Below are 20,086 nucleotides of genomic sequence, written 5' to 3' on the forward strand. Positions count from 1 at the left end.
CGCAAAGCAACACCGCGCACACGAGCATGGTGCAGATCGAGAAATTTAAAGGCGAGCTACCGAGCGTAACGGCGTTTGATAGGCCTGCGACGATAGAGGCTTAGCGTGCTTTCTAGCTCTTGTGCCAAAGCCTTACCAGCCATTTATTGCAAACAAAATCGCTGAGTTTTTCTGCGCCAAGAGCTCATCCGAAAGACGGTCGTATTCGTCCCCAAGCCCCATTTCTTGCGTCATATACGGCGGCTCGTCGTTCCAAGAGCCCATCGCACCGAATACATCGGCGATCCCCGCCGCGGCAAACGCCCTCAAGCTCGGCTGCGGCAGCGCTGCAAACGAAACGGCGTAATACTAGCCCACAGCGACTTCGCCCCGCAGCGTCTTAAGCGCATTATCAAACGTCTGCGCGAAATTTTCGCAGCCTATCTTGCTCGCAAAATCCCTGATTTGCACCAAAACATTCCCGAATTCTGCGCTGTTATCGCGCGCCTTTAGCGCATCCCGCGGCATCCCGCGCCAAAGGCGCTCGACGTATTTCACATACCAAGCCTTTTTGTCGCGATCGTATTTCCAATCAGGCGTAAAAACGCCGTCAAAGTCCTCGAAGCAGCAAACGATGCCGTTTACGTTCATCCCCGAAAAGCCCAAAAGCGCTCTATCTTTTGCGAAAGTTGGAATACTAAGCCCCGCGTCCTTCAGACCGAGCTTTAGGCACTGCTCTATCCAACGCCGCCGTGCGGAGATTGGCTCGTCCTCGTGCCCTTTTTGCGCGAGCCGTCCGGTGAAAAACTCGCACGCTTTTTGCAAAAGTGGCGAGCCCGTGCTTTCGTCGGCGCCTTTTTTACTAGCCGCTTTTTCATTTGCCGCTTCTTTGCTGTTCGTGCGCTTTTGCTCCGCTGCACCGCCGCTCTCGGCAGTTTTGTCCGTCGCACTGCTCTGCACTGCGCCGTACGCATCTTTTTGCTCCGCAGCTTTACTTGCGTCGTTTACGCCGTCCTGCACTACGCGGTTCGCGCCCTCTGCGGTGCGGAAATGCTCCTTTGCAAATTCAAAATTTAAATATTTTATATATTTTTGATCTTGCGACAACGGCTTAGGATTGCCGCGCAGAGCTGATTTTAGCGCGACGCACAGCGCGCACGAGAGATATATTTCGCCGTTCATAGATATCCTTTAAATTTCGATCGCTCCCGTTCATGCGGCGGATTATTTATGCTCCGCGCCAAAAGCTAGCGGCGGCAAAATTTTAAAATTTTGCGCCTTAGCGACAAATTTAATCACGATAAAATTTGCGCGCAAAGCAAAAACAAATCTGCGCAAAGATAGAATTCTCAACCGCCGCGAACATAAAATTTTAAAAGCAGCGACCATATCGAAAAAGGTGCCGTTATAAATTTAGAGCAGCTCGCGCACGGGCATGGATAAAATTCCGAAGCCAAAATATACAAATGCCACAAACAAGGCGACGTACGTTAAATTTACGCGCACTTTAAAAATGACAAACTACTTTAAAGAAATTCCAACTGCGCTCTCACTATGAAATTTTAAAAGTAAGTTGCCGCACCGAGTTACCGCAAAATTTAAAGCGAATTAGCCACAGGGCTCCACATAATTAGACCAAAAAATCGCGCCGCAAAATTTTAAATGTAGTTTACTACACCCAAGCTACCGATAAATTTAAGCAGGGCAATCACGCTGCGAGATCGAGGGTCACGCCGATACCAAGCAAAACGCGCTATGTTTTAAAGACAAGTCGCCGCGCCTACGCTGCCGCCAAATTTAAAATAAACCGATCGCACCGCAAAATTTTAAAAGCAAGCCGTTGCGCCCAAACTAGCTAAATTTAAAATTAAGCAATAGCGCCATTTGCGCTACGAATGCCGCTCGTCGGCAAGCTACCACTCGCAAGCTCTGCCCGCAAGCCGCCGATCGCAAGTCCTACGCCGCAAGCGCCCTATGCTACGACGTTTGGAAACTCATACACCACGCGGCCGCTTTTGATCGTGCAAACCGCAGCGCCCGTAAGCTGCTTGCCGAAAAGCGGCGAGTTGCGCGATTTGGACTTATTTAGCGCCTCGTCGTAAACGTAGGAAATCTGCGGATCGATGATCGCGACGTCGGCCAAAAAGCCCTCTTTGATCTCGCCCTTGTCCTTTAAATTTAGAATTTTAGCCGGGTTAAACGAGCAGAGGCGCACCATGTCTTCAAGGCTGATGACACCCTCGTTTACGAGCCGCAGCGTAAGCGGTACGAGGGTTTGAAGCCCTAAAATTCCAAACGGCGCGTGGTCGAATTCGACGAATTTATCGTCGGTGTTGTGCGGCGCGTGATCGGTCACGATGGCGTCGATTAGACCGCTTTTAAGCGCCTCTCTGATCGCCTGCACGTCGCTTTGGGTGCGAAGCGGCGGCGACATTTTAAAATTCGTATCGTATCCCATCAGCTCGCGCTCGTCGAAGGTAAAATGATGCGGCGTAGCTTCGCAGGTGACGCGGATGCCCTCGCGTTTAGCTTGCTCGATAAGCTTTAGCGACCACGCCGAGCTTACGTGCGCGATGTGGATGTGCCCGCCCGTCTTTTTGGCAAGCAGCAGATCGCGCGCTATCATAATCTCCTCTTTTTCGCTCGCCATCCCCTTTAGACCGAGGATCGCGCTGACTTTGCCCTCGTTCATCACGCCGCCGTGGCAAAGAGAGCAATCCTCGCTGTGATTTATCACGAATGAGCCGAAGTGAGCGGAGTATTCGAGCGCCTGTCGCATCACGGAGCTGTCGGTCACGGGCAACCCGTCGTCGCTGAAAGCCACGCAGCCCGCCTCAAGCATATCGCCCATCTCGACGATCTTTGCGCCCTTGCAGTCCTGCGAGATCGCGCCTATGGGCAGCAGATCGATAAGTCCGCGCCCCTTAGCCTTGGCGATCATCGCGCGAGTGATGCTTGAGTTATCGTTTACGGGCTTGGTATTTGCCATCGGAAGGCAGGTCGTCACGCCGCCTGCGACCGCGGTTTCGCTGCCGCTGATGACGTCGTCTTTGTATTCGAGCCCCGGGTCTCTGAAATGCACGTGCATATCGATGAGCCCAGGCATCACGAGCTTGCCCGCGGCGTCTATGACGCGGTCTGCGGCGGGACATTCGCGCGTGATCTTTGAAATTTTATCGCCCTCGATCAGGACGTTTGCTTCCTCGCTGCCGTCGTGATTAACGATCGTGCCGTTTTTTATCAAAATTTTCATCGTGCGCTCCTGTTTAAATTTATCGTATGAAGTATCGCCATTCGCATCGCCTCGCCGTTTTCTACCTGATCTAAGACGCAGCTATAGCGCGGATCGTCGGCTACGTCGGAGTTGATCTCCACGCCGCGATTGATCGGGCCCGGGTGCATTATCATGACGTCCTCTTTCGCCGCTTGCATTCGCTTAGCGGTAAGTCCAAAAAATTTCGAGTACTCGCGCACGCTCGGGAAGCTCGGCTCGCCGTCTTGCCGCTCAAGCTGGATTCTTAGCATGATGATGACGTCGGCGCCTTCGATCGCCTCCTCTACGCTTTTGCATATCGGGCAGCCGAACGCGTCGCAGTCGCGCAGCATCATCGGAGGGCCGAAGAGCCGCACGTTTATGCCTAGTTTTTTCATCGCCCAGATGTCGCTTCTAGCCACGCGCGAGCGAAATATATCGCCGATGATCGCGACGTTTAAATTCTCGATCCTGCCCTTATGCTCGCTGATCGTAAAAAGATCCAGCAGCGCCTGGCTCGGGTGCTCGTTCAGCCCGTCGCCCGCATTTACGATCGATGCGTTGCAGTTGGCCGCGACGAATTTCGCCGCGCCCGAGCAGCTGTGGCGCAGCACGAATATATCCGTGCGCATCGCCTGCATATTTCTGATGGTGTCGATCAGCGTCTCGCCCTTTTTCGTGCTGCTGTCCGCAGCCGAGAAATTTATGGTGTCCGCGCCCAGGCGCTTGGCTGCGATCTCAAAGCTCGTGCGGGTGCGGGTGGAGTTTTCGAAAAACGCGTTGATGACCGTCTTGCCGCGAAGTGAGTCGGATTTTTTGACGTCAGAGCGGTTGAGCGCTTTAAACTCGCGCGCCAGATCGATGAAGTCGTAGATGTCCTCGCGGCTCAGATCCTGCGCGCTAAGAAGATGCTTTAGCTTATACATTCCCTCTCCTTTTTTGGGCCGAATTTCAGCCGTAATTGTATAAAAAAATCTCTGATAAAATTTTAAAATTTAAGAGCTGGGCTCAAATTTAGGCGCGGAAATTTGCTTAAAATTTCATTTGAGATCACATACGAAGCGCGAGCGGAATTTCGGGGTAAAATTTAAAAATTTTGAGATTAAATTCGAGCTTTTTGAGCGAAAATTTTAAAAAATCAGCCGCGCCGCTTACGTAAAATTTTAAAGCTTTACGCGCAGCGGGCGGCTAGAAAAACAAAGAATTTAAAGCTGATTTAAATACTTTATATAATTTTTCGCACTATTTTCTACGGCTTGCTCGCTTTTATCGTAAGTAAAGCCGTATGAGACGAAATTTGGTAGCGTAACTGCGCCGACAAAATTAAACGTAGCCTTAAATGGCGCTAGCACCTCATCCACGCTAAAGCCCACGATGCCGTTTTTAGAGTAGTTTTCCTCGGTCGCGCCAAGCGAGATCGCAAGCGCGAATTTTTTGCCCTTAAGTTTGCCGCCGCTCTCTGCGCCATAAGCCCAGCCGCGCGTAAAAACATCCTCAAACCACTGCTTAAGAAGCGGCGTGCAGTTTGAAAAACGAAACGGAAACTGAAGCACGATTTTATCGTGGCTTTCGAGCAGTTTTTGCTCCTTTTCCACATCGATTTTAAAATCCGCATAAAGCGCGTAAAGATCATGAAGCTCGAACTTATCAGGATGCGCTAGCACAGCATCCCTCCAGTGGCGGTTTACAAGCGAGTTTGCGATATTTGGATGAGCTAAAATAATGAGAGTTTTCATTTCTATCCTTTAAATTTGAAATTGCGGGGCGCATTATAGCCCTACTTCGTAAAATTTTTCTCGTTTTATCACAAGCAGCCTTAAATTCTAAAGCTTTACTGGCCGCCACCCGCTTATCTTTACAGCAACTTCAAAGAGCGCGAGCTTTGAATTCCAAACTTCATTCACTACTCGCGCTTTATTTTAGAAATGCTCGCCCTTGGGGCACTCGTCGCGTTTTGCAGAGATTTACTACTTTTTTGTAAGTGTTCATCGCACCATTGCGGAAGCTCGCGCGAGTAAAATTTTAACGAAACCGCCGCGCAGGGGAAATTTTAATAAAATTTAGCATCGCTTCTCTGCAAGCATTCGTCGCAACAAATAAAATTTAGATGAAATCTAGCCGTGCTTTAAACTATAAAAACCTTGCCATCGGCTCCGTCGTCGGGCTGCGGGTGCTCATCGCGCTCTTATGAGTGTCCGTCCCTTTCGTGCAGGCTCGTTACGCTCCTGCGAAGACTTGCCACTTTCCTGCGGGTGGTAGTTGCAACAAAAAAATTTGAGTAGAATTTAGCGTAATTTAAATTCTAAAGCTTTGCCTACCAGCCGCCTCTTCAGGATCTGAATTATCATCGCGCTCCTGCGAGCGCCCGCCGCGAGGCCCCTGTCTAGGCTGCACGCCAAAGCCTTCCAAGACCTTACCTAGGCTATCGTTTGCGTCCTTGATGATTCCCTGTAGGCTCTGCCCCATTTTATCAAGGTTTTTGCCCGCCTCACGTGCCGCCGCCTCGCCCTGCTTTAGCAGATCCTTGGTCCTGTCCACGTTGCGAGCGGCAAAATCATTCAGCGCTTCGGGCGCCTTTTTCTGCAAATTTTGCAAGGCCTCGCCCAAAACTTTAGCATCGTTTGCAAGCTCGTCTATAGTGGAGTTTAGATCGGATTTTTGCTTGCCCTCAAAGCCCTGCGGCGCGGAATTTTGCACGTAGCCTTGCGTAGAATTTTGTGTAGAGCTTTGCCTCGAGCTATCCGCGTTTTTATTAAAATTTTGCCCTTGATTACCCGCGCTAAAATTCTGTTCCGAACGTGCGCTTTGTTCGCGATCTTGCGCGTCCGATCCGCCGTCGCAGCCGCTCAAAACACACGTCGCGGCTAGCGCCAAAGTAAAATTTCGCGCCGCGTTTATAAAACTAAAATTTCTAGTACGACCCGCTGAGATAAAATTTCGCCCGTCGCTAGCCCGAGTAAAATTCTGCCCGCCCTGCGTCGAAGTAAAATTTCGCGCACCGTCCGCCGAATCGAAATTTTGCCATCGTTCAAAGCCCCGCTCGCCGCTTGCTCGGATAAAATTATGCGCTAAATCGCGTACGCATCCTTTCAAAATTTGTCTTTTCAAAATCCGCTCCTTTAAATTTCATCTCTCGCAGGCGCGCTTGGAAGTCGCCCGAAAAACAGATCGCTTCTAAGCTTTAAAAGCAAGCAGATAGCGATATCGGCGCTTTGTTCGCGGATGTAGTTTCGATCGCCTTTTAGATGAAATTCCCCGACGATCTGTTTGCCGCCCTGCTCTTTCGCGCCGATAAAGACCGTCCCTACGGGCTTTTGCGCGCTTCCGCCGCCGGGGCCTGCGATACCGCTTACCGCAAGAGCGAAGCTCGCCCCGCTGCTTTGCAGTGCGCCCTCCAGCATCTCGCCCACGGTCTGCGCGCTAACCGCGCCGTAGCGCGCGAGTGTATCTTCGCCTACGTTTAGCCAGAGATTTTTTATCTCGTTGGCGTAGCTTACGAGCGAGCCGTCAAAAACGTCGCTCACGCCCGCGACCGCGCCGAATTTTGCGGCGATGAGCCCTGCGGTGCAGCTTTCGGCAAAGGTGATCTTAGCGCCTATTTCGCGCAGTCTATCCACCACAAAGCCCATAAAATCGCCGCCTTTGATGTAGCAGCTCTCATAATACTTGCCGACGCTTTGTAAAAACGCGTCCAGCGCTCCGAATTTCATCGCACTGGCGCGCACGAGCAGCAAAAAGGAGCAGGGCCTGCTGATCGTAAGCGAAATTTTATAACTGATCGCAAGGCTCTCTAGGCGCTGCTTTACGCTTTCGTATTCGCAATCGAATAGATAAAAGCTCTCGCCCGCATTCGGCGCGTCTTGGAGGATCGGCGGCAAGCTCTGTAAGCAAAGCGTCTTGATCACGTTTACCGAGCAGCCTCTGACGTTTAGCAGGAAGCTGTTTTTCGCCACCGTGCGCGCCATCGAGGGCGCTAGGGTTTCTCCGTTTTTCAGCTCGAGCGAATCGAAAGAGAGCGTCGATAAAATTTTACCGACGACCGCGTAGGCGGAGTTTGCCGCAAAGATCGTGATAAAATCGTACGAATCGATCATCTTTTCAAGCGCGAAGGGCAAAACCTTATCGTTTTCGCTTAAGAATTTCAGATCGTCCATCCGCCCAAAAACCTGCTCGTAGCTGCGAGAAATATAACTCATCAAAGCCGCGTCGTAGCGGATCTTCTCGCCGATTACAAGGATGATATTTTTCATAAAGACCCTCATTAAATTTTCGCACATTATAGCATAAACGCAGACTGCTCTTTCAGAGCTTTTTAATGGCGTTTTGGATAAACTTCACAAATTTTTAAGACACGAAAAGGTACAAATATGGACTACAAAGATACTCTCTTTCTTCCTACTACGGATTTTGCGATGCGAGGCGCACTGCCGCAAAACGAACCTGCGCGGTTTAAGGCATGGTACGACGAGCGTAAAATTTACGAAAAGATGAAAGCTAGGCGCAAGGGCGCAAGCGTCAGCTTTAATATCCACGACGGCCCGCCGTACGCTAACGGACACCTCCACATCGGCCACGCGCTGAATAAAATTTTAAAAGACATCATCACCAAAACCCATTATTTCTTCGGCGAGGATATCCGCTACGTGCCGGGCTGGGACTGCCACGGTCTGCCGATCGAGCAGCAAGTAGAGATCAAGTTAGGCGAGCGGAAAAAATCGCTTTCAAAAGTGCAGATCCGCGAGCTTTGCAGACAGCACGCCAAAGAGTTCATCGACGTGCAGCGCAATGAATTTAAAGATATGGGAATTTTGGGCGACTGGGACGATCCGTATTTGACGCTAAAATTTGAGTTTGAGGCTGAAATTTACAAAGCGCTCTGCCAGATCGCTAAAAAAGGAATTTTAATCGAGCGAAGTAAGCCCGTGTTTTGGAGCTGGGCGGCAAAGAGCGCCCTTGCAGAAGCCGAAGTTGAATACAAAGACAAAGAGGACTACTCGATCTTCGTGGCGTTTGATCTAAGCGGTGAAGCAAACGCTAAAATCGGCGCAAAAGGCGCTAAAGCGGTCATCTGGACGACCACGCCTTGGACGCTGCCCGCAAACGGCGCGATATCTTTAAACCCGAATGAAATTTATGCGCTGACGAGCGAAAATTTAATCTTTGCAAAACCTTTGGTCGAAAGCCTCGTAAGCCTGGGCATCACGAAAGGCGAGATCGTAAAAGAATTTAAGGCTACCGAGCTTGAGGGCTTAAACGCGATCAATCCGCTAAACGATAGAATTTCAAAATTTATCCTCGGCGAGCACGTCCTGATGGACGGCGGCACCGGGCTCGTGCATACGGCTCCGGGACACGGCGAGGACGATTATTTCGTAGGGCTTAAATACGGCATCGAGGTGATTATGCCGGTAGATGAGGGCGGCTGTTTCGATCAAACTCTTAAAACTAAAAAACTCTTTCGCGCAGACGTCGTAGACGAGCTCGTGGGGATGCATATTTTCAAAGCAAACGAGAGAATTTTACAGATCCTAGGCCCCGCGCTTATCAAATCCGGCAAATTCGTCCACTCCTATCCACACTGCTGGCGCACGCACAAGCCGGTGATCTACCGCGCGACGAAGCAGTGGTTTATCGCGATGGACGAGCCAATGCCTAGCGGCGAGACGCTGCGCCAAGTAGCCCTTGAAGAGATCGGCAAGGTTAAATTTTATCCGCAAAGCGGCATCAACCGCCTAAGCTCGATGATAGAAAACCGCCCCGATTGGTGTATCTCGCGCCAAAGGGATTGGGGCGTGCCGATCGCGTTTTTCCGCGACAAAAGCACCAAAGAGCCGATTTTTGATGAAAAAATTTTAAATAATATCTACGAGATTTTTAAAGCCAAAGGCGCGGATGCTTGGTGGCAGATGGAAATTTCGGAGCTCTTGCCGCAGGACAGCGGCTATAAGCCTGAAAATTTAGAAAAGGTGATGGATATCTTAGACGTTTGGTTTGAAAGCGGCTCGACGTGGAAGGCAGTGCTACAAAGCGGCGTTTACGATGCGGGCAAATTCCCTGCGGATATGTATCTTGAGGGCAGCGACCAACACCGCGGCTGGTTTCAAAGCTCACTGCTTCTAAGCTGCGCGATCAACGAATGCGCGCCGTACAAGAGCATCCTCACACACGGATTTACCGTCGATGAGAAGGGGCAAAAGATGAGTAAGTCCGTCGGAAACGTCGTCTATCCGCAAGAGGTCGCCAAGAGCCACGGCGTGGAAATTTTACGCCTGTGGGTCGCGATGAGCGATTATTCGACCGATCTGAAGATCAGCGACAATATCCTTAAGCAGGTAAGCGAGCAGTACCGCAAGATCCGAAATACGATAAGATTTCTGCTCGCAAGCACTAGCGATCTGGGCGAGATCGAGACGAGTAATTTTACGCGGCTTGACCGCTGGATCCTAACGCGCGCGGCAAACGCCTTTGCGGGCGCGGAAGCGGCGTTTAGAAACTATGATTTTTCAAAAGGCTTCAATCAGCTACTAAACTTCTTAAGCGCCGATCTGAGCGGAATTTATCTTGATATCTGCAAAGATAGGCTCTACTGCGACGCACCCGACGAGCCGCGCCGCAGAAGCGCGCAAAGCGCGATCGCACTGATTACGCGAGCGCTGCTGCCTCTAATCGCGCCTACGCTAACCTACACGATCGACGAAGTGATGCAGTTCGCGCCGCGTATCATCAAGGAGGGCAAGGAGGACGTCTTTGATCTGATCTATAAGCCGATAGAATTTGACGATTTCATAGAATTCGACGAAATTTTAATCAAATCGAGAGAGAAATTTTTCGAGCTCATCGACGCGCTGAAAAAGAACAAGATCATCAAATCGACGCTTGAGCTGGTTTTAGAAACGAGCTCGAACGAAATTTTATCAAACGACATCCTAGGCGTGGCGGATTGGTTTATGGTAAGCGACGTGGACACTCTGCAAAGCGAGGAGGCTCTGGCGGAGTTTAAGATAAACGACGAAATTTTCCGCCTCGTAAAATCCTCTAAACACAAATGCCCGAGATGCTGGAAATTTAACGCAAAAGAGCCTGATGAGCTCTGCCCGCGCTGCGCGAAGGTCATGCATGCTCGCTAGCCCCATAAGTCTCGGCTTTGTATTTTTTACAATCGCGCTGATCTGCGTAGCAACGAGCGTGGGGATCTATTTCGTGAATAAATTTAAGGATGACAGATGATAAGTTTGAAAGAGGCTCTAAGCCTGAGCGGGGATGAAATTTCGGCGCTTAGAGCGGAGCTAAAGGATAAAATTTTAAAAACCAAAGAGCTCGGCGCCTACGTCGAGCAGCTCACGGGCGAGGCTCTAAACATCAGCGGCGAGGGCGTGCCGATTGCGATCAAAGATAACATTCAGGTAAAAGATTGGAGCGTCACCTCGGCGAGTAAAATTTTGCAAGGCTACGTTGCACCATACGACGCGACGGTGATCAAAAAGCTACGCGAGCGCGGCCTGGCGCCGTTTGGACGAACAAATATGGATGAGTTTGCGATGGGAAGCACGACCGAGAGCTCATTCTACGGCAAAACTCTCAATCCGACCGATCACTCGCGCGTACCCGGCGGCAGTAGCGGCGGAAGCGCGGCTGCCGTAGCGGCAAATATCGCCGTAGCCGCACTCGGAAGCGATACGGGCGGCTCAATCCGCCAGCCGGCGGCATTTTGCGGCTGCGTAGGCTTTAAGCCAAGCTACGGCAGGGTCAGCCGCTACGGACTCGCGGCGTATTCGAGCAGCCTCGATCAGATAGGACCGATCACGCGCAGCGTCGAGGACGCGGCGATCTTATACGACATCATCGCAGGGCGCGACGAGATGGACAGCACGAGCTACGCGGGCACTTACGAAAGCACCGCGGATAAGCTAAACGCCGATCGCAAGCTTAAGATCGCCGTTATAAAAAACTACGTGGACGAGGCCTCGCAGCAGGTCAAAGAGGCTCTAAATTTGACTATAGAAAAGCTAAAATCATTCGGGCATGAGATCGTTTATCGCGATCTTTGCAGCTCTAAATACGACATCGCGACCTACTACATCATCGCAACCGCCGAGGCTAGCGCAAATTTAAGCCGCTACGACGGCGTACGCTACGGAAACCGCGCAAAGGCTCTAAATTTAAAAGAGCTCTACGCCAACACTCGCGGCGAAGGCTTCGGCGACGAGGTCAAGCGCCGCATGCTTCTAGGCACCTTCGTGCTAAGCAGCGGCTACTACGACGCGTACTACATCAAAGCACAGAAAGCAAGGGCATTCATCAAAAGCGAATATGAGGAAATTTTAAAAGACGCCGATTTGATCTTTATGCCGATCGCGCCGGGCGTGGCGTATAAATTCGGCGAGCTTAGCGATCCGCTTCGCGCGTATCTTAGCGACATCTACACGATCGGCGTAAATTTAGCGGGGCTTCCCGCGATCTCCGTGCCGGTAGCGAAAAATAAAGAGGCTCTTAATATCAGCGCGCAGCTTATCGGGCGCGCCTACGATGAACAAACGGTGCTGGACGGCGGCTTGAGTTTAGAAAAAATCGTGAAAGGATAAGTATGAAGATCGTCAAAAAGGCTCTGACCTTCGAGGATGTTTTGTTGGTACCGCAATACTCTGAAATTTTACCCAAAGAGGTCGATATCAGCACGAGTTTTACGAAAAATATCACGCTAAATACCCCTCTTGTGAGCGCTGCGATGGATACGGTCACCGAGTACCGCACGGCGATAATGATGGCGCGCCTCGGCGGCATCGGCGTGATCCATAAAAATATGGACGAGGGCTCCCAAGCCAAGATGGTTCGCCGCGTAAAAAAGAGCGAAAGCGGCGTCATTATAGACCCTATTTCGATCAAGGCGGACGCCACGATCAAAGACGCTCTCGATCTGATGAGCGAGTACCACATCAGCGGCATTCCCGTTATCGACGACAACGGCGTGCTGATTGGGATTTTGACCAATCGCGACTTGCGCTTTGAAACCGACACCGCCGCGCTTGTGGGCGAAAAGATGACCAAAGCTCCGCTAATTACCGCTCCGAAGGGTTGCACTCTGGATGATGCGGAGAAAATTTTTAGAAACAATAAGGTAGAAAAGCTTCCGATAATCGACGCAAACGGCCATTTGGAGGGGCTTATTACGATTAAAGATCTTAAAAAGCGTATCGAATATCCAAGCGCCAATAAAGACAAATTCGGACGCCTTCGCGTTGCCGCAGCAATCAGCGTAGGCCACCTGCAAAGAGCCGAAGCTCTTGTAAAAGCGGGCGTAGATGCGCTTGTGATGGACTCTGCGCACGGACACTCCAAAGGCATTATCGACACGCTTAAGGAGCTGAAGCGAAATTTTGATGTCGACGTAGTAGTAGGAAACGTCGCAAACCCCGCTAGCATAAAGGATATCGCAAACGCAGGAGCGGACGCGATTAAAGTAGGCATCGGCCCGGGCTCGATCTGCACTACGCGTATCGTAGCGGGCGTGGGCGTGCCGCAGTTTACCGCGATCAACGATTGCGCGATCGAGGCGGCTAAATTTGGAATTCCGATCATCGCAGACGGCGGCATCAAATACTCGGGCGACATCGCCAAAGCTCTAGCTGCGGGCGCAAGCTCGGTGATGATGGGAAGCTTGCTTGCGGGCTGCTACGAAACCCCGGGCGAGCTCATTACGTTTCAGGGTCGCCAGTACAAAACCTACCGCGGCATGGGCTCTTTGGCGGCGATGCAGAAGGGAAGCTCGGATCGCTACTTTCAAGACGGCACCGCAAAAGAAAAGCTCGTGCCCGAGGGCGTCGAGGGACGCGTGCCTTACGCGGGCATGTTAAAAGACGTGATCTTTCAGCTATTAGGCGGCTTACGAAGCTCGATGGGGTACTGCGGCAGTAAGGATATCGCGACCTTTCAACAAAAGGCGGAATTCGTCGAGATCACGAGCGCAGGTCTTAAAGAAAGCCACGTCCACGACGTCATCATCACGCAGGAAGCGCCGAATTACCGAGTAAATCAGTGATCCTTCAAAGCAAAATTCAAAATTTCGACGAGCCGCTCTATCTGGAGAGCGGTCGCGTCTTTTCCAACTTCAAGCTCGCCTATGAAACCTACGGCGAGCTAAACCCGGACAAATCAAACGTCATCGTCATCTGCCACGCCTTAACCGGCTCCGCGCACGCCGCGGGACTTTACGATGGCGACGTTAAGCCGGGCTGGTGGGACGGGCTCATCGGCGATCATAAAGCGGTCGATACGACAAAATTTTTCGTCATCTGCATAAACATTTTAGCTTCGCCGTTTGGCTCTACCTGCCCGCTCGACGTCGATGAAAGCAGCGGCCGCGAGTACCGCTTGCGCTTTCCGGTAGTGGTCGTCTCGGACGTCGTGCGCGCGCAGATGATGCTTTTAAAGCGCCTAGGCATTGCCCGCGTCCGCGCCGTTATCGGCGGCAGTCTGGGCGGCATGCAAGCGCTGTGCTATGCGATCGAATATCCCGAATTTGCGGATGAAATTTTCGTACTCGCAAGCACATACGCTACGCAGCCTTGGGCGATCGCGTTTAATAAGATCGCGACCGAGGCCATATTGCGCGATCCTAGCTTTAAAAACGGCAACTACGATAAAAATCTGATCGCCGAGCACGGACTTGACGGCATGGCGGTGGGGCGCATGGCGGGGCATATCAGCTTTCTAAGCCCAAGCTCGATGCAGGATAAATTCGGGCGCAACTACGTCGAAACCGACGGTCTTTACGAGATTAACGGGCGCTTTCAGGTGGATCGCTACCTTGAATACAACGGCGAAAATTTCGCGCGCAGGTTCGATCCGCTGTGCTATCTTTACATCGCCAAGATGATGAATATATTTGATTGCACGCGCCACTACGGCAATCTCAAAAACGCCTGCGCGCAGATCAGATCGCGCCTGCACCTCATCTCTTTCAAAGGCGACGTGCTCTTTCCACCGGAGCTAATGAAAGGAATTTACGACACGATGAGCGATCTAGGGAAAAAGGATCGCGCGAGCTACGCGCAGATCGACAGCAACTACGGACACGACGCGTTTTTGGTCGAGATAGAAAAATTTGATTACATCATAAAAAGGATTTTGGATGAGTGAGAGTTTCGAGGAAAAAATGGAAAAGATCAATGCGCTTTTAAAAAGCCTAAACGACAAGGATCTAAGCCTAGAGGGAAGCGTGAAGCTGTATAAACAGGGCGTAGCGCTGCTAAAGGAGGCGAAGGAAATTTTAGAAAACGCCAAACTCGAGGTTGCCGAAATAAGCGCACCCGAGCAGGCTTAGGAGGTGGTGATGATAAACGTATGCGTTTTACAACTACCGACGCTTTCGATGAGCGAAAATCGGATCGATTACTATATGAAGGTCGCCAAAGATAACGGCGCGCGGATCGTGCTGCTGGGCGAATATGAGCTAAATTCCTTCTTTAGCGAGCTTAAAAAAATGCCCCGCTCCATCACCTGCGAACAGAGCGAGCATAAGCAGGAGCTGATGGCGCGGCTGGCTGCCAAATACGACCTGCATATCGTAGCGCCGATAATCAGAGCCGCAAGCGGCGCGATTTTGAGGCAGGCGGGCATTTTCGGCGGCACGGCTCAAAAAAGCGTGAGCTCTAGCGGCGAAAATTCTTTAAGCCTTAAAAGCGAGCCCGGTTGCAAGGGCGAGCTAAATTCCAAGAGCGATTTAAATTCCAACGGCTGCTCAAATTCTAAAGACGCTTTAAATTCCAAAAACGAGCAGAGTTCCAAAGGCGGCTTAAATTCCTGCGGCGCAAAATCTTTAAATTTCAAAGCCGCGAATTCCGCAGACAGTTCAAATTTAAAAGCCCCGCTCCCGAGTAACTCGAACGCTTCAAATTTAAAAGCCGAAAGCCAAAAAGATGCGAGCGAAGAGGAGATCTTTTGCGCGAGCGAAAACGAGCCTATCTGGGTGAAATCCTGCGCGAAATTTTCGCCCTCGGAGGTGAAATTTTACGATCAAAATATCCTGATGGACTATCCGCACTGGAACGAGGATGGCTTTTTCGCCAACCGCAAAAGCCGCAAAATCGGTAAAATTTCGCCGATGATCTTTAGCGAAGGCGGCGTGAAATTCGGCGTCTGCTTCGGCTATGAGGCGCATTTTGACGTATTTTGGCGCTATTTTATGCAAAAAAACGTCGGCTGCGTGCTCGTGCCGTGCGCTTCGACCTTTGAAAGCGGCGGGCGCTGGCGCGAGCTTTTGAAGATGCGCGCGTTTACGAACTCGCTCTACGTCATCCGCGCCAACCGCATCGGCGAGGCGAAATTCGGCGAAAGCGAGTTTAAATTTTACGGCGAGAGCTTCGTCGCGACCCCCGGCGGCGAGATCGCAAACGAGCTGAAAAACGAAGAGGGCGTGCTGATGTGCGAAGTGGACGCGGACGAGATCGCTGCGGCGCGCGGGCTGTGGAAATTCCGTAAAAATCTAGTCAGCAGGGGGCTTTTATGAACTACTTTCATAGACAGATCCAGCTTTGGGGCGAGCAGACGCAGCGTGCGCTTGCGGACAAGCACATCCTAATCATCGGCGCGGGCGGGCTTGGAAGCAGCCTTTCTTACGCTCTGGGCGCAAGCGGCATCGGACGGATCAGCGTCGTGGATTTCGACACGGTAGCGCTTCACAACATCCACAGGCAAATTTTATTCACGCTCGAAGACGAGGGTAAATTTAAAGCGGATGTTTTTAAAAGCCGCACAGAAAGCCGCTACGACGGCGTGAGCGTGGAGGTGCACAAAAGCCGCGCGGAGGAATTTTTCGCTAGCGCGATAGGCTCGAGCGAGAAATTTGATCTCATTTTGGATGCGACCGATAATCTCGCCACGCGCGCGCAGATCGATGCGTTTGCTAAGCAAATAGGCGTACCGTGGGTGTTTGCGTCGGTAGACAGCTGGCAGTGCCAAGTCTGCTTCGTGCAGAATGCGGATTTTAAATTTTTCCCGAGCCTAAACGCGACACCTGCGGGCATAACGGCTGCGATCGTGATGTTTGCAGCGAGCTTTGAGGCGAACCTCGCTCTGCGCTACCTAGCGGGGCTTGAGGTCGAAAAAGACCTGCTTTACTACGCGAACTTTTTTGGCGGCGAGCTGGAAGTTAGGAAGATAAAATTATAGTTTTGGCTCGGGCTAGTTTAAATTTAAGCCCGAGCTTGCGGTTGACTTTATATCAAAAAGCTAACTTTGAGTATGTTGATTTAACTCTTGCTCCGTCATTTTATTCTCCTTAATATTTAGTTTTGATGACATTCTTTTCTTGCATTTTTTATCTCACCAGATGAGATCTCATCTATATATTTATCTAGCTTTTTTAAATTATCTTTATACGGCTGATCAAGCTTACGACCATTTTTATCTATAGTATACATATGGATGGATACCGCTTCCATTTCATTTAGCTCGCTTGCAAATTTCGTATATTCATAAACATCTTTAAATGTAGAATTTCTATCTTTGCAATATTTGCGATATACCGTCGTTATAAGCGAAATTTCACTTTTAGGTATATAATAAGTTGCATCGTAGTTTATTTCAGAATAGCTACATAAATTATATATATAGCGTCTGTGGCAATCATCATATTTTCGTTTTAGGAATTCCGGGCTCGGTTGTCCGCCTACATTATACTGCATAAGCAGCTTTAAAATCGGTTCGTAATTTGGAGTGCCCGGAAATGTATCATATAATGAAAAATCATATTCGGTAATATCAAATCCATCCGTCGGTTCCGCTTTATCATTTAATATTCCCTCAGGCACGACCTTCTTGATATCGTTTCCGTACCTTAGACCCACCGTAGAGTTTTGAAATTTCCAAATATATGGCTTGTAGCCGCTTTCTAATGCCATCTTTACTATCTCATACATATTCGTATTCGTAAGATATGAAAAGAAATAATTCGGCTCTCCTATACTAATCATAGGGTAGTCGGTCTCATAAATCAACGTAAAATTTCCGTCATCACTTATTTGCAAAGATTTTATATGGTTATAATTCGGCGGAAGCAGCCTATTTCTAACGACTTCCGCCTCTTCAAATTTAACCCCGTTATCCAGTAATAGTTTTGCCGTTTTGGTGGAGTTATTTTCTATCGCATAGGCCATAGCGGATAGCTTGTATTCATCTTTTTTATGTATATCCGCACCTAGCTTTATAAGCTCTTGAGTGGTATTTGTATCGTCCCAAAAGCTAGAATACATCACGGGCGTTACCCCTCCGTGCATAGTATGATCGACGGTTAGATTGTTATCTTTCATAAATTTTAAAATTTTATCCGTTTGCTTGCTTTTTAAAAGCCTTTTTAGCTCTACGTCTATGGCGGGTTCTTTGAATATGTTTTTCGGGTTTGAATTATAATCTATATCCCAATGTCTAAATGCAAAACTTTGCATCTCCGCTTCGCTTACATACTTATCAAGCCCTGCTTCTTTAGTAGCATCAGAGCCTATCGTAATAGTGTAGTGAGATTGAGATTTATGAAGTCCTACTCTTCCGCTTATGAATAGATACAAAATAAGGCAAGCAAAAACTGCGATAAATTGCAATATAGCTTTTAAATATTTCAAAATTTCCCCTTAGAATTAATTAGGAGGATTATATCTTAAATCAAATTAAATCGAAATTTTACATGGCGGGCGGGTAAAATTTATATAAATTTAGCCCGCAAGCCTTGAAATTTGAGCAAATTTAGAAGATAAATGCGTATTTAGAATTTTAAAGCTCTATCCCAAATCGCTCAAAAGATCCGCCAGGCTCACGCTCGATAGGGACTTCTCAAAATCACCTTGAATGCGCGCAAAACGCGGCGCGAGCACCGCCTCTATCTTGCCGCCCACGGGGCAGGCGCTAGGCGAGCCTTTGTGTAGGCGAAACATCGCGTCCTCCTCGCTCACCGCCTCGTAAATGTCTAAAAGCGTGATGAGGCGCGCGTCGCGAGCCGGCGTGATGCCGCCCACGCCCGCAGTCGTGAGCACGAGACCTGCATTTTTTAGCTGCGAGATCAGCTTGCGCGCGATGGCGGGGTTTATCCCCGAGCTTGCGGCGACGAAATCGCCCGTGACCTTCTCCTCACGAAAATACGCGACGCAAAGCATGATGTGAACGGCGAGTGAAAATTTGATACCCACCTGCATAACCGGCCTTCATTTAAATTTAAAACCGCACGCTAGTTTCGTGCGGCGTTATTTTAGCTAAATTACGCAAAAATTTAAGCTCACGCTCTCTCGCCCACTGCGGTAAAGCGCTTTTGCACGAAAGCGCCGTTTTTTAGCTCGTCTATGACCGCAAGCGCTAGGTCTGCGTAGCTGATGTAGCTCTCGTTTTTGGAGTTTAGTATTAGATTATCGCCGCCAAGGACGTATTTGCCCGTGCGAGCGCCGTTTGCGTCGTATTCTCCGGCCGGCGAGACGTAGGTCCATAGCACGTCGCTTCTATCTTTTAGCTCAAAAAACGACTCCGCCGTAGCCTTTGCGACGCCCATATACTCAGGCGGGAAGTCAGGCGTATCCATAGCCATAGTGCCTTTATCGTCCACGTATAGCGTACCCGCGCCGCCGATGACTAGTAACCTCGTTTTCGTACCGCTAAGCGCGTCTGCGAGGTGTTTTGCTACATTTTTATGAAGCGGGAACGTTTCGGGTGTCCATGCCGCAAATGCGCTGATAACGGCGTCAAAGCCCTCCAAATCGGCTTTGCTAAGCTCAAAAACATCTTTATAAACGACTTTTACGTCGCCGTTTTTATACTCTTTGTTTCGCACGATAGCCGTTACGTCATGTCCTTGTTTTAGGGCTTCTTGCACCAAATTTGAACCTGATTTTCCGTTTGCTCCGATGATTGCTACTTTCATTGTTTCTCCTTTAAATTTGATTTGTTTGATCGCACATCCGCTGCGGTTAATGCGCTCGCACATTTGGCGCCGTATGCCGCGCCGCGCAGTTTAAAATTTACGCTCGCGTTTGTTGCGCCCGTCTCGCGAAATTTACAGCCAGCTTGGCTTTACGTCCTCGTTTATCACGCCGTCGCCGTTAGTGTACTGCTCCAAGCTGCCGCGTTTAGTTTGGATACAGATAAATTTCATCCCCTGCGCGCCCGCCTTGAAGCACCTTTTGCCGTCCGGATCAATGCGGATCGCGTCGCCCTCGCTGACCGCCGTCTCCTCACCGTCGATGAAAAGCGTGCCGCCGCCTTTTAGCACCAAATAAAGCTCCTCGTTTTGCTTGTGCGAATGCACGAACGGCACGCTCGCGTTTGCCGGAAGTTCGTTGATAGAAAGCTCACAGCCGCTTAAGCCTAGAGCTTCTTTTAGCTCGACTCTCGGTTCGTTTTTCGTTGAAACGATCTTGTAGTTTGACATCTTTTTCTCCTTAGAAATTTTTGTTGTAATGCTATAACTTACAACCGATGAACGAAGTATAATAAAATTTTGTTGTAATTTCAAGAGTTACAGCAAAAATTTTCAAAAAAATTTGACGCGAATTTTAAAATCAGCTAAAATCCGCGCGATTTTAACCAAAGGAATTTTATGCAAAATAGCGCATTTAAGACGTTTGCGATCAGCCCCAGCGACGCGCCGAGGCTGATAGAGGAGTTTAGTAAGCTAAAAGATATCGGCAAGCGCGTAAACATCGAGTTAGAGGGAGATTTGGCTAAAATTTAAGCGTTTTTTTGGGGTATAATGTACCTAAAATTTATCGAAAAACGAGGTCAAAATGCACGAAAATCACGCCCACTGCGCACATTCGCACGCATCAAACAAGGTCGTTTTGAGAAATTCTTTCCTTATAATATTCGCTTATATGTTGG

At 49.7% G+C, this 20,086-nt stretch carries 19 protein-coding genes; 8 read left to right on the forward strand and 11 right to left on the reverse strand.

All coding sequences use genetic code 11. The annotated features are described in order from the left end of the window. Nucleotides 1-132: 132 nt before the first annotated feature. From Q0117_RS03120 to Q0117_RS03150, 7 genes are all read right to left on the reverse strand, one after another. A complete protein-coding gene (locus Q0117_RS03120) occupies nt 133-309 on the reverse strand; it encodes a hypothetical protein (protein WP_297922398.1) in 177 nt (58 codons plus the stop codon). Between the two features lie 39 nt (nt 310-348). After that, nucleotides 349-1,161 (reverse strand): hypothetical protein, encoded by an 813-nt coding sequence (locus Q0117_RS03125; RefSeq protein WP_297922401.1) that lies wholly within the window; start codon nt 1,159-1,161, stop codon nt 349-351. Between the two features lie 790 nt (nt 1,162-1,951). Continuing rightward, nucleotides 1,952-3,232 (reverse strand): dihydroorotase, encoded by a 1,281-nt coding sequence (locus tag Q0117_RS03130; protein WP_297922403.1) that lies wholly within the window; start codon nt 3,230-3,232, stop codon nt 1,952-1,954. After that, nucleotides 3,229-4,158 carry an aspartate carbamoyltransferase catalytic subunit gene (locus Q0117_RS03135; protein WP_297922406.1) on the reverse strand — a complete coding sequence of 310 codons (930 nt, stop codon included), beginning with the start codon at nt 4,156-4,158 and terminating at the stop codon, nt 3,229-3,231. The genes Q0117_RS03130 and Q0117_RS03135 overlap by 4 nt, the downstream gene beginning before the upstream one ends. 279 nt (nt 4,159-4,437) lie before the next feature. Further along, the gene (locus tag Q0117_RS03140; RefSeq protein WP_297922409.1) at nt 4,438-4,968 is read right to left on the reverse strand and encodes an NAD(P)H-dependent oxidoreductase; all 531 of its coding nucleotides are present in this window, start codon (nt 4,966-4,968) and stop codon (nt 4,438-4,440) included. 559 nt (nt 4,969-5,527) lie between these two features. Next, nucleotides 5,528-6,340, reverse strand: coding sequence for a hypothetical protein (locus Q0117_RS03145; protein WP_297922412.1), 813 nt, complete (start codon nt 6,338-6,340; stop codon nt 5,528-5,530). Between the two features lie 11 nt (nt 6,341-6,351). Next, a complete protein-coding gene (locus Q0117_RS03150; RefSeq protein WP_297922415.1) occupies nt 6,352-7,482 on the reverse strand; it encodes a CinA family protein in 1,131 nt (376 codons plus the stop codon). A gap of 117 nt (nt 7,483-7,599) precedes the next feature. On the opposite strand from Q0117_RS03150, the gene ileS reads away from it, so the two are divergent. The 7 genes from ileS to Q0117_RS03185 all read left to right on the forward strand — a co-directional run bounded on the left by ileS (nt 7,600) and on the right by Q0117_RS03185 (nt 16,399). Next, a complete protein-coding gene (gene ileS, locus Q0117_RS03155; RefSeq protein WP_297922418.1) occupies nt 7,600-10,359 on the forward strand; it encodes an isoleucine--tRNA ligase in 2,760 nt (919 codons plus the stop codon). A gap of 96 nt (nt 10,360-10,455) precedes the next feature. Further along, the gene (gatA, locus tag Q0117_RS03160; RefSeq protein ID WP_297922421.1) at nt 10,456-11,814 is read left to right on the forward strand and encodes an Asp-tRNA(Asn)/Glu-tRNA(Gln) amidotransferase subunit GatA; all 1,359 of its coding nucleotides are present in this window, start codon (nt 10,456-10,458) and stop codon (nt 11,812-11,814) included. A gap of 2 nt (nt 11,815-11,816) precedes the next feature. Beyond that, the gene (guaB, locus tag Q0117_RS03165) at nt 11,817-13,268 is read left to right on the forward strand and encodes an IMP dehydrogenase (protein WP_297922424.1); all 1,452 of its coding nucleotides are present in this window, start codon (nt 11,817-11,819) and stop codon (nt 13,266-13,268) included. Then, nucleotides 13,265-14,368 (forward strand): homoserine O-acetyltransferase, encoded by a 1,104-nt coding sequence (locus Q0117_RS03170; RefSeq protein ID WP_297922427.1) that lies wholly within the window; start codon nt 13,265-13,267, stop codon nt 14,366-14,368. Before guaB ends, Q0117_RS03170 begins: the two co-directional genes overlap by 4 nt. Then, on the forward strand, nt 14,361-14,552 hold the full coding sequence (gene xseB / locus Q0117_RS03175; RefSeq protein WP_297922430.1) for an exodeoxyribonuclease VII small subunit: 192 nt from the start codon (nt 14,361-14,363) through the stop codon (nt 14,550-14,552). Before Q0117_RS03170 ends, xseB begins: the two co-directional genes overlap by 8 nt. 9 nt (nt 14,553-14,561) lie before the next feature. Beyond that, the gene (locus Q0117_RS03180) at nt 14,562-15,737 is read left to right on the forward strand and encodes a carbon-nitrogen hydrolase family protein (RefSeq protein WP_297922433.1); all 1,176 of its coding nucleotides are present in this window, start codon (nt 14,562-14,564) and stop codon (nt 15,735-15,737) included. Beyond that, nucleotides 15,734-16,399, forward strand: coding sequence for a ThiF family adenylyltransferase (locus Q0117_RS03185; protein WP_297922435.1), 666 nt, complete (start codon nt 15,734-15,736; stop codon nt 16,397-16,399). Before Q0117_RS03180 ends, Q0117_RS03185 begins: the two co-directional genes overlap by 4 nt. A gap of 116 nt (nt 16,400-16,515) precedes the next feature. On the opposite strand, the gene Q0117_RS03190 is transcribed toward Q0117_RS03185, so the two are convergent. The 4 genes from Q0117_RS03190 to Q0117_RS03205 form a co-directional block, all read right to left on the reverse strand. Continuing rightward, nucleotides 16,516-17,847, reverse strand: a complete 1,332-nt coding sequence (locus tag Q0117_RS03190) for an ankyrin repeat domain-containing protein (protein WP_297922438.1) — start codon at nt 17,845-17,847, stop codon at nt 16,516-16,518. Between the two features lie 156 nt (nt 17,848-18,003). After that, entirely contained in the window at nt 18,004-18,414 is a 411-nt protein-coding gene (locus Q0117_RS03195) for an Rrf2 family transcriptional regulator (RefSeq protein WP_297922441.1), read from the reverse strand. A gap of 80 nt (nt 18,415-18,494) precedes the next feature. Continuing rightward, nucleotides 18,495-19,130, reverse strand: a complete 636-nt coding sequence (locus Q0117_RS03200) for an NAD(P)H-binding protein (protein WP_297922443.1) — start codon at nt 19,128-19,130, stop codon at nt 18,495-18,497. Between the two features lie 132 nt (nt 19,131-19,262). Then, on the reverse strand, nt 19,263-19,637 hold the full coding sequence (locus tag Q0117_RS03205; protein WP_297922446.1) for a cupin domain-containing protein: 375 nt from the start codon (nt 19,635-19,637) through the stop codon (nt 19,263-19,265). Nucleotides 19,638-19,805: 168 nt separating this feature from the next. Between Q0117_RS03205 and Q0117_RS03210 the strand changes: the two genes are divergently transcribed. Next, a complete protein-coding gene (locus Q0117_RS03210; RefSeq protein WP_297922449.1) occupies nt 19,806-19,940 on the forward strand; it encodes a hypothetical protein in 135 nt (44 codons plus the stop codon). Nucleotides 19,941-20,086: the final 146 nt, after the last annotated feature.

Source organism: uncultured Campylobacter sp. (genome assembly GCF_937997535.1).
In the GTDB taxonomy this organism is placed as follows: domain Bacteria; phylum Campylobacterota; class Campylobacteria; order Campylobacterales; family Campylobacteraceae; genus Campylobacter_B.

Bases quoted from the DNA above. Each gene is read 5' to 3' on its own strand.
- Q0117_RS03125 (WP_297922401.1), bottom strand. From the start codon at position 1,161: ATGAACGGCGAAATATATCTCTCGTGCGCGCTGTGCGTCGCGCTAAAA.
- Q0117_RS03130 (WP_297922403.1), bottom strand. From the start codon at position 3,232: ATGAAAATTTTGATAAAAAACGGCACGATCGTTAATCACGACGGCAGC.
- Q0117_RS03135 (WP_297922406.1), bottom strand. From the start codon at position 4,158: ATGTATAAGCTAAAGCATCTTCTTAGCGCGCAGGATCTGAGCCGCGAG.
- Q0117_RS03140 (WP_297922409.1), bottom strand. From the start codon at position 4,968: ATGAAAACTCTCATTATTTTAGCTCATCCAAATATCGCAAACTCGCTT.
- Q0117_RS03150 (WP_297922415.1), bottom strand. From the start codon at position 7,482: ATGAAAAATATCATCCTTGTAATCGGCGAGAAGATCCGCTACGACGCG.
- ileS (WP_297922418.1), top strand. From the start codon at position 7,600: ATGGACTACAAAGATACTCTCTTTCTTCCTACTACGGATTTTGCGATG.
- gatA (WP_297922421.1), top strand. From the start codon at position 10,456: ATGATAAGTTTGAAAGAGGCTCTAAGCCTGAGCGGGGATGAAATTTCG.
- guaB (WP_297922424.1), top strand. From the start codon at position 11,817: ATGAAGATCGTCAAAAAGGCTCTGACCTTCGAGGATGTTTTGTTGGTA.
- xseB (WP_297922430.1), top strand. From the start codon at position 14,361: ATGAGTGAGAGTTTCGAGGAAAAAATGGAAAAGATCAATGCGCTTTTA.
- Q0117_RS03180 (WP_297922433.1), top strand. From the start codon at position 14,562: ATGATAAACGTATGCGTTTTACAACTACCGACGCTTTCGATGAGCGAA.
- Q0117_RS03185 (WP_297922435.1), top strand. From the start codon at position 15,734: ATGAACTACTTTCATAGACAGATCCAGCTTTGGGGCGAGCAGACGCAG.
- Q0117_RS03195 (WP_297922441.1), bottom strand. From the start codon at position 18,414: ATGCAGGTGGGTATCAAATTTTCACTCGCCGTTCACATCATGCTTTGC.
- Q0117_RS03200 (WP_297922443.1), bottom strand. From the start codon at position 19,130: ATGAAAGTAGCAATCATCGGAGCAAACGGAAAATCAGGTTCAAATTTG.
- Q0117_RS03205 (WP_297922446.1), bottom strand. From the start codon at position 19,637: ATGTCAAACTACAAGATCGTTTCAACGAAAAACGAACCGAGAGTCGAG.
- Q0117_RS03210 (WP_297922449.1), top strand. From the start codon at position 19,806: ATGCAAAATAGCGCATTTAAGACGTTTGCGATCAGCCCCAGCGACGCG.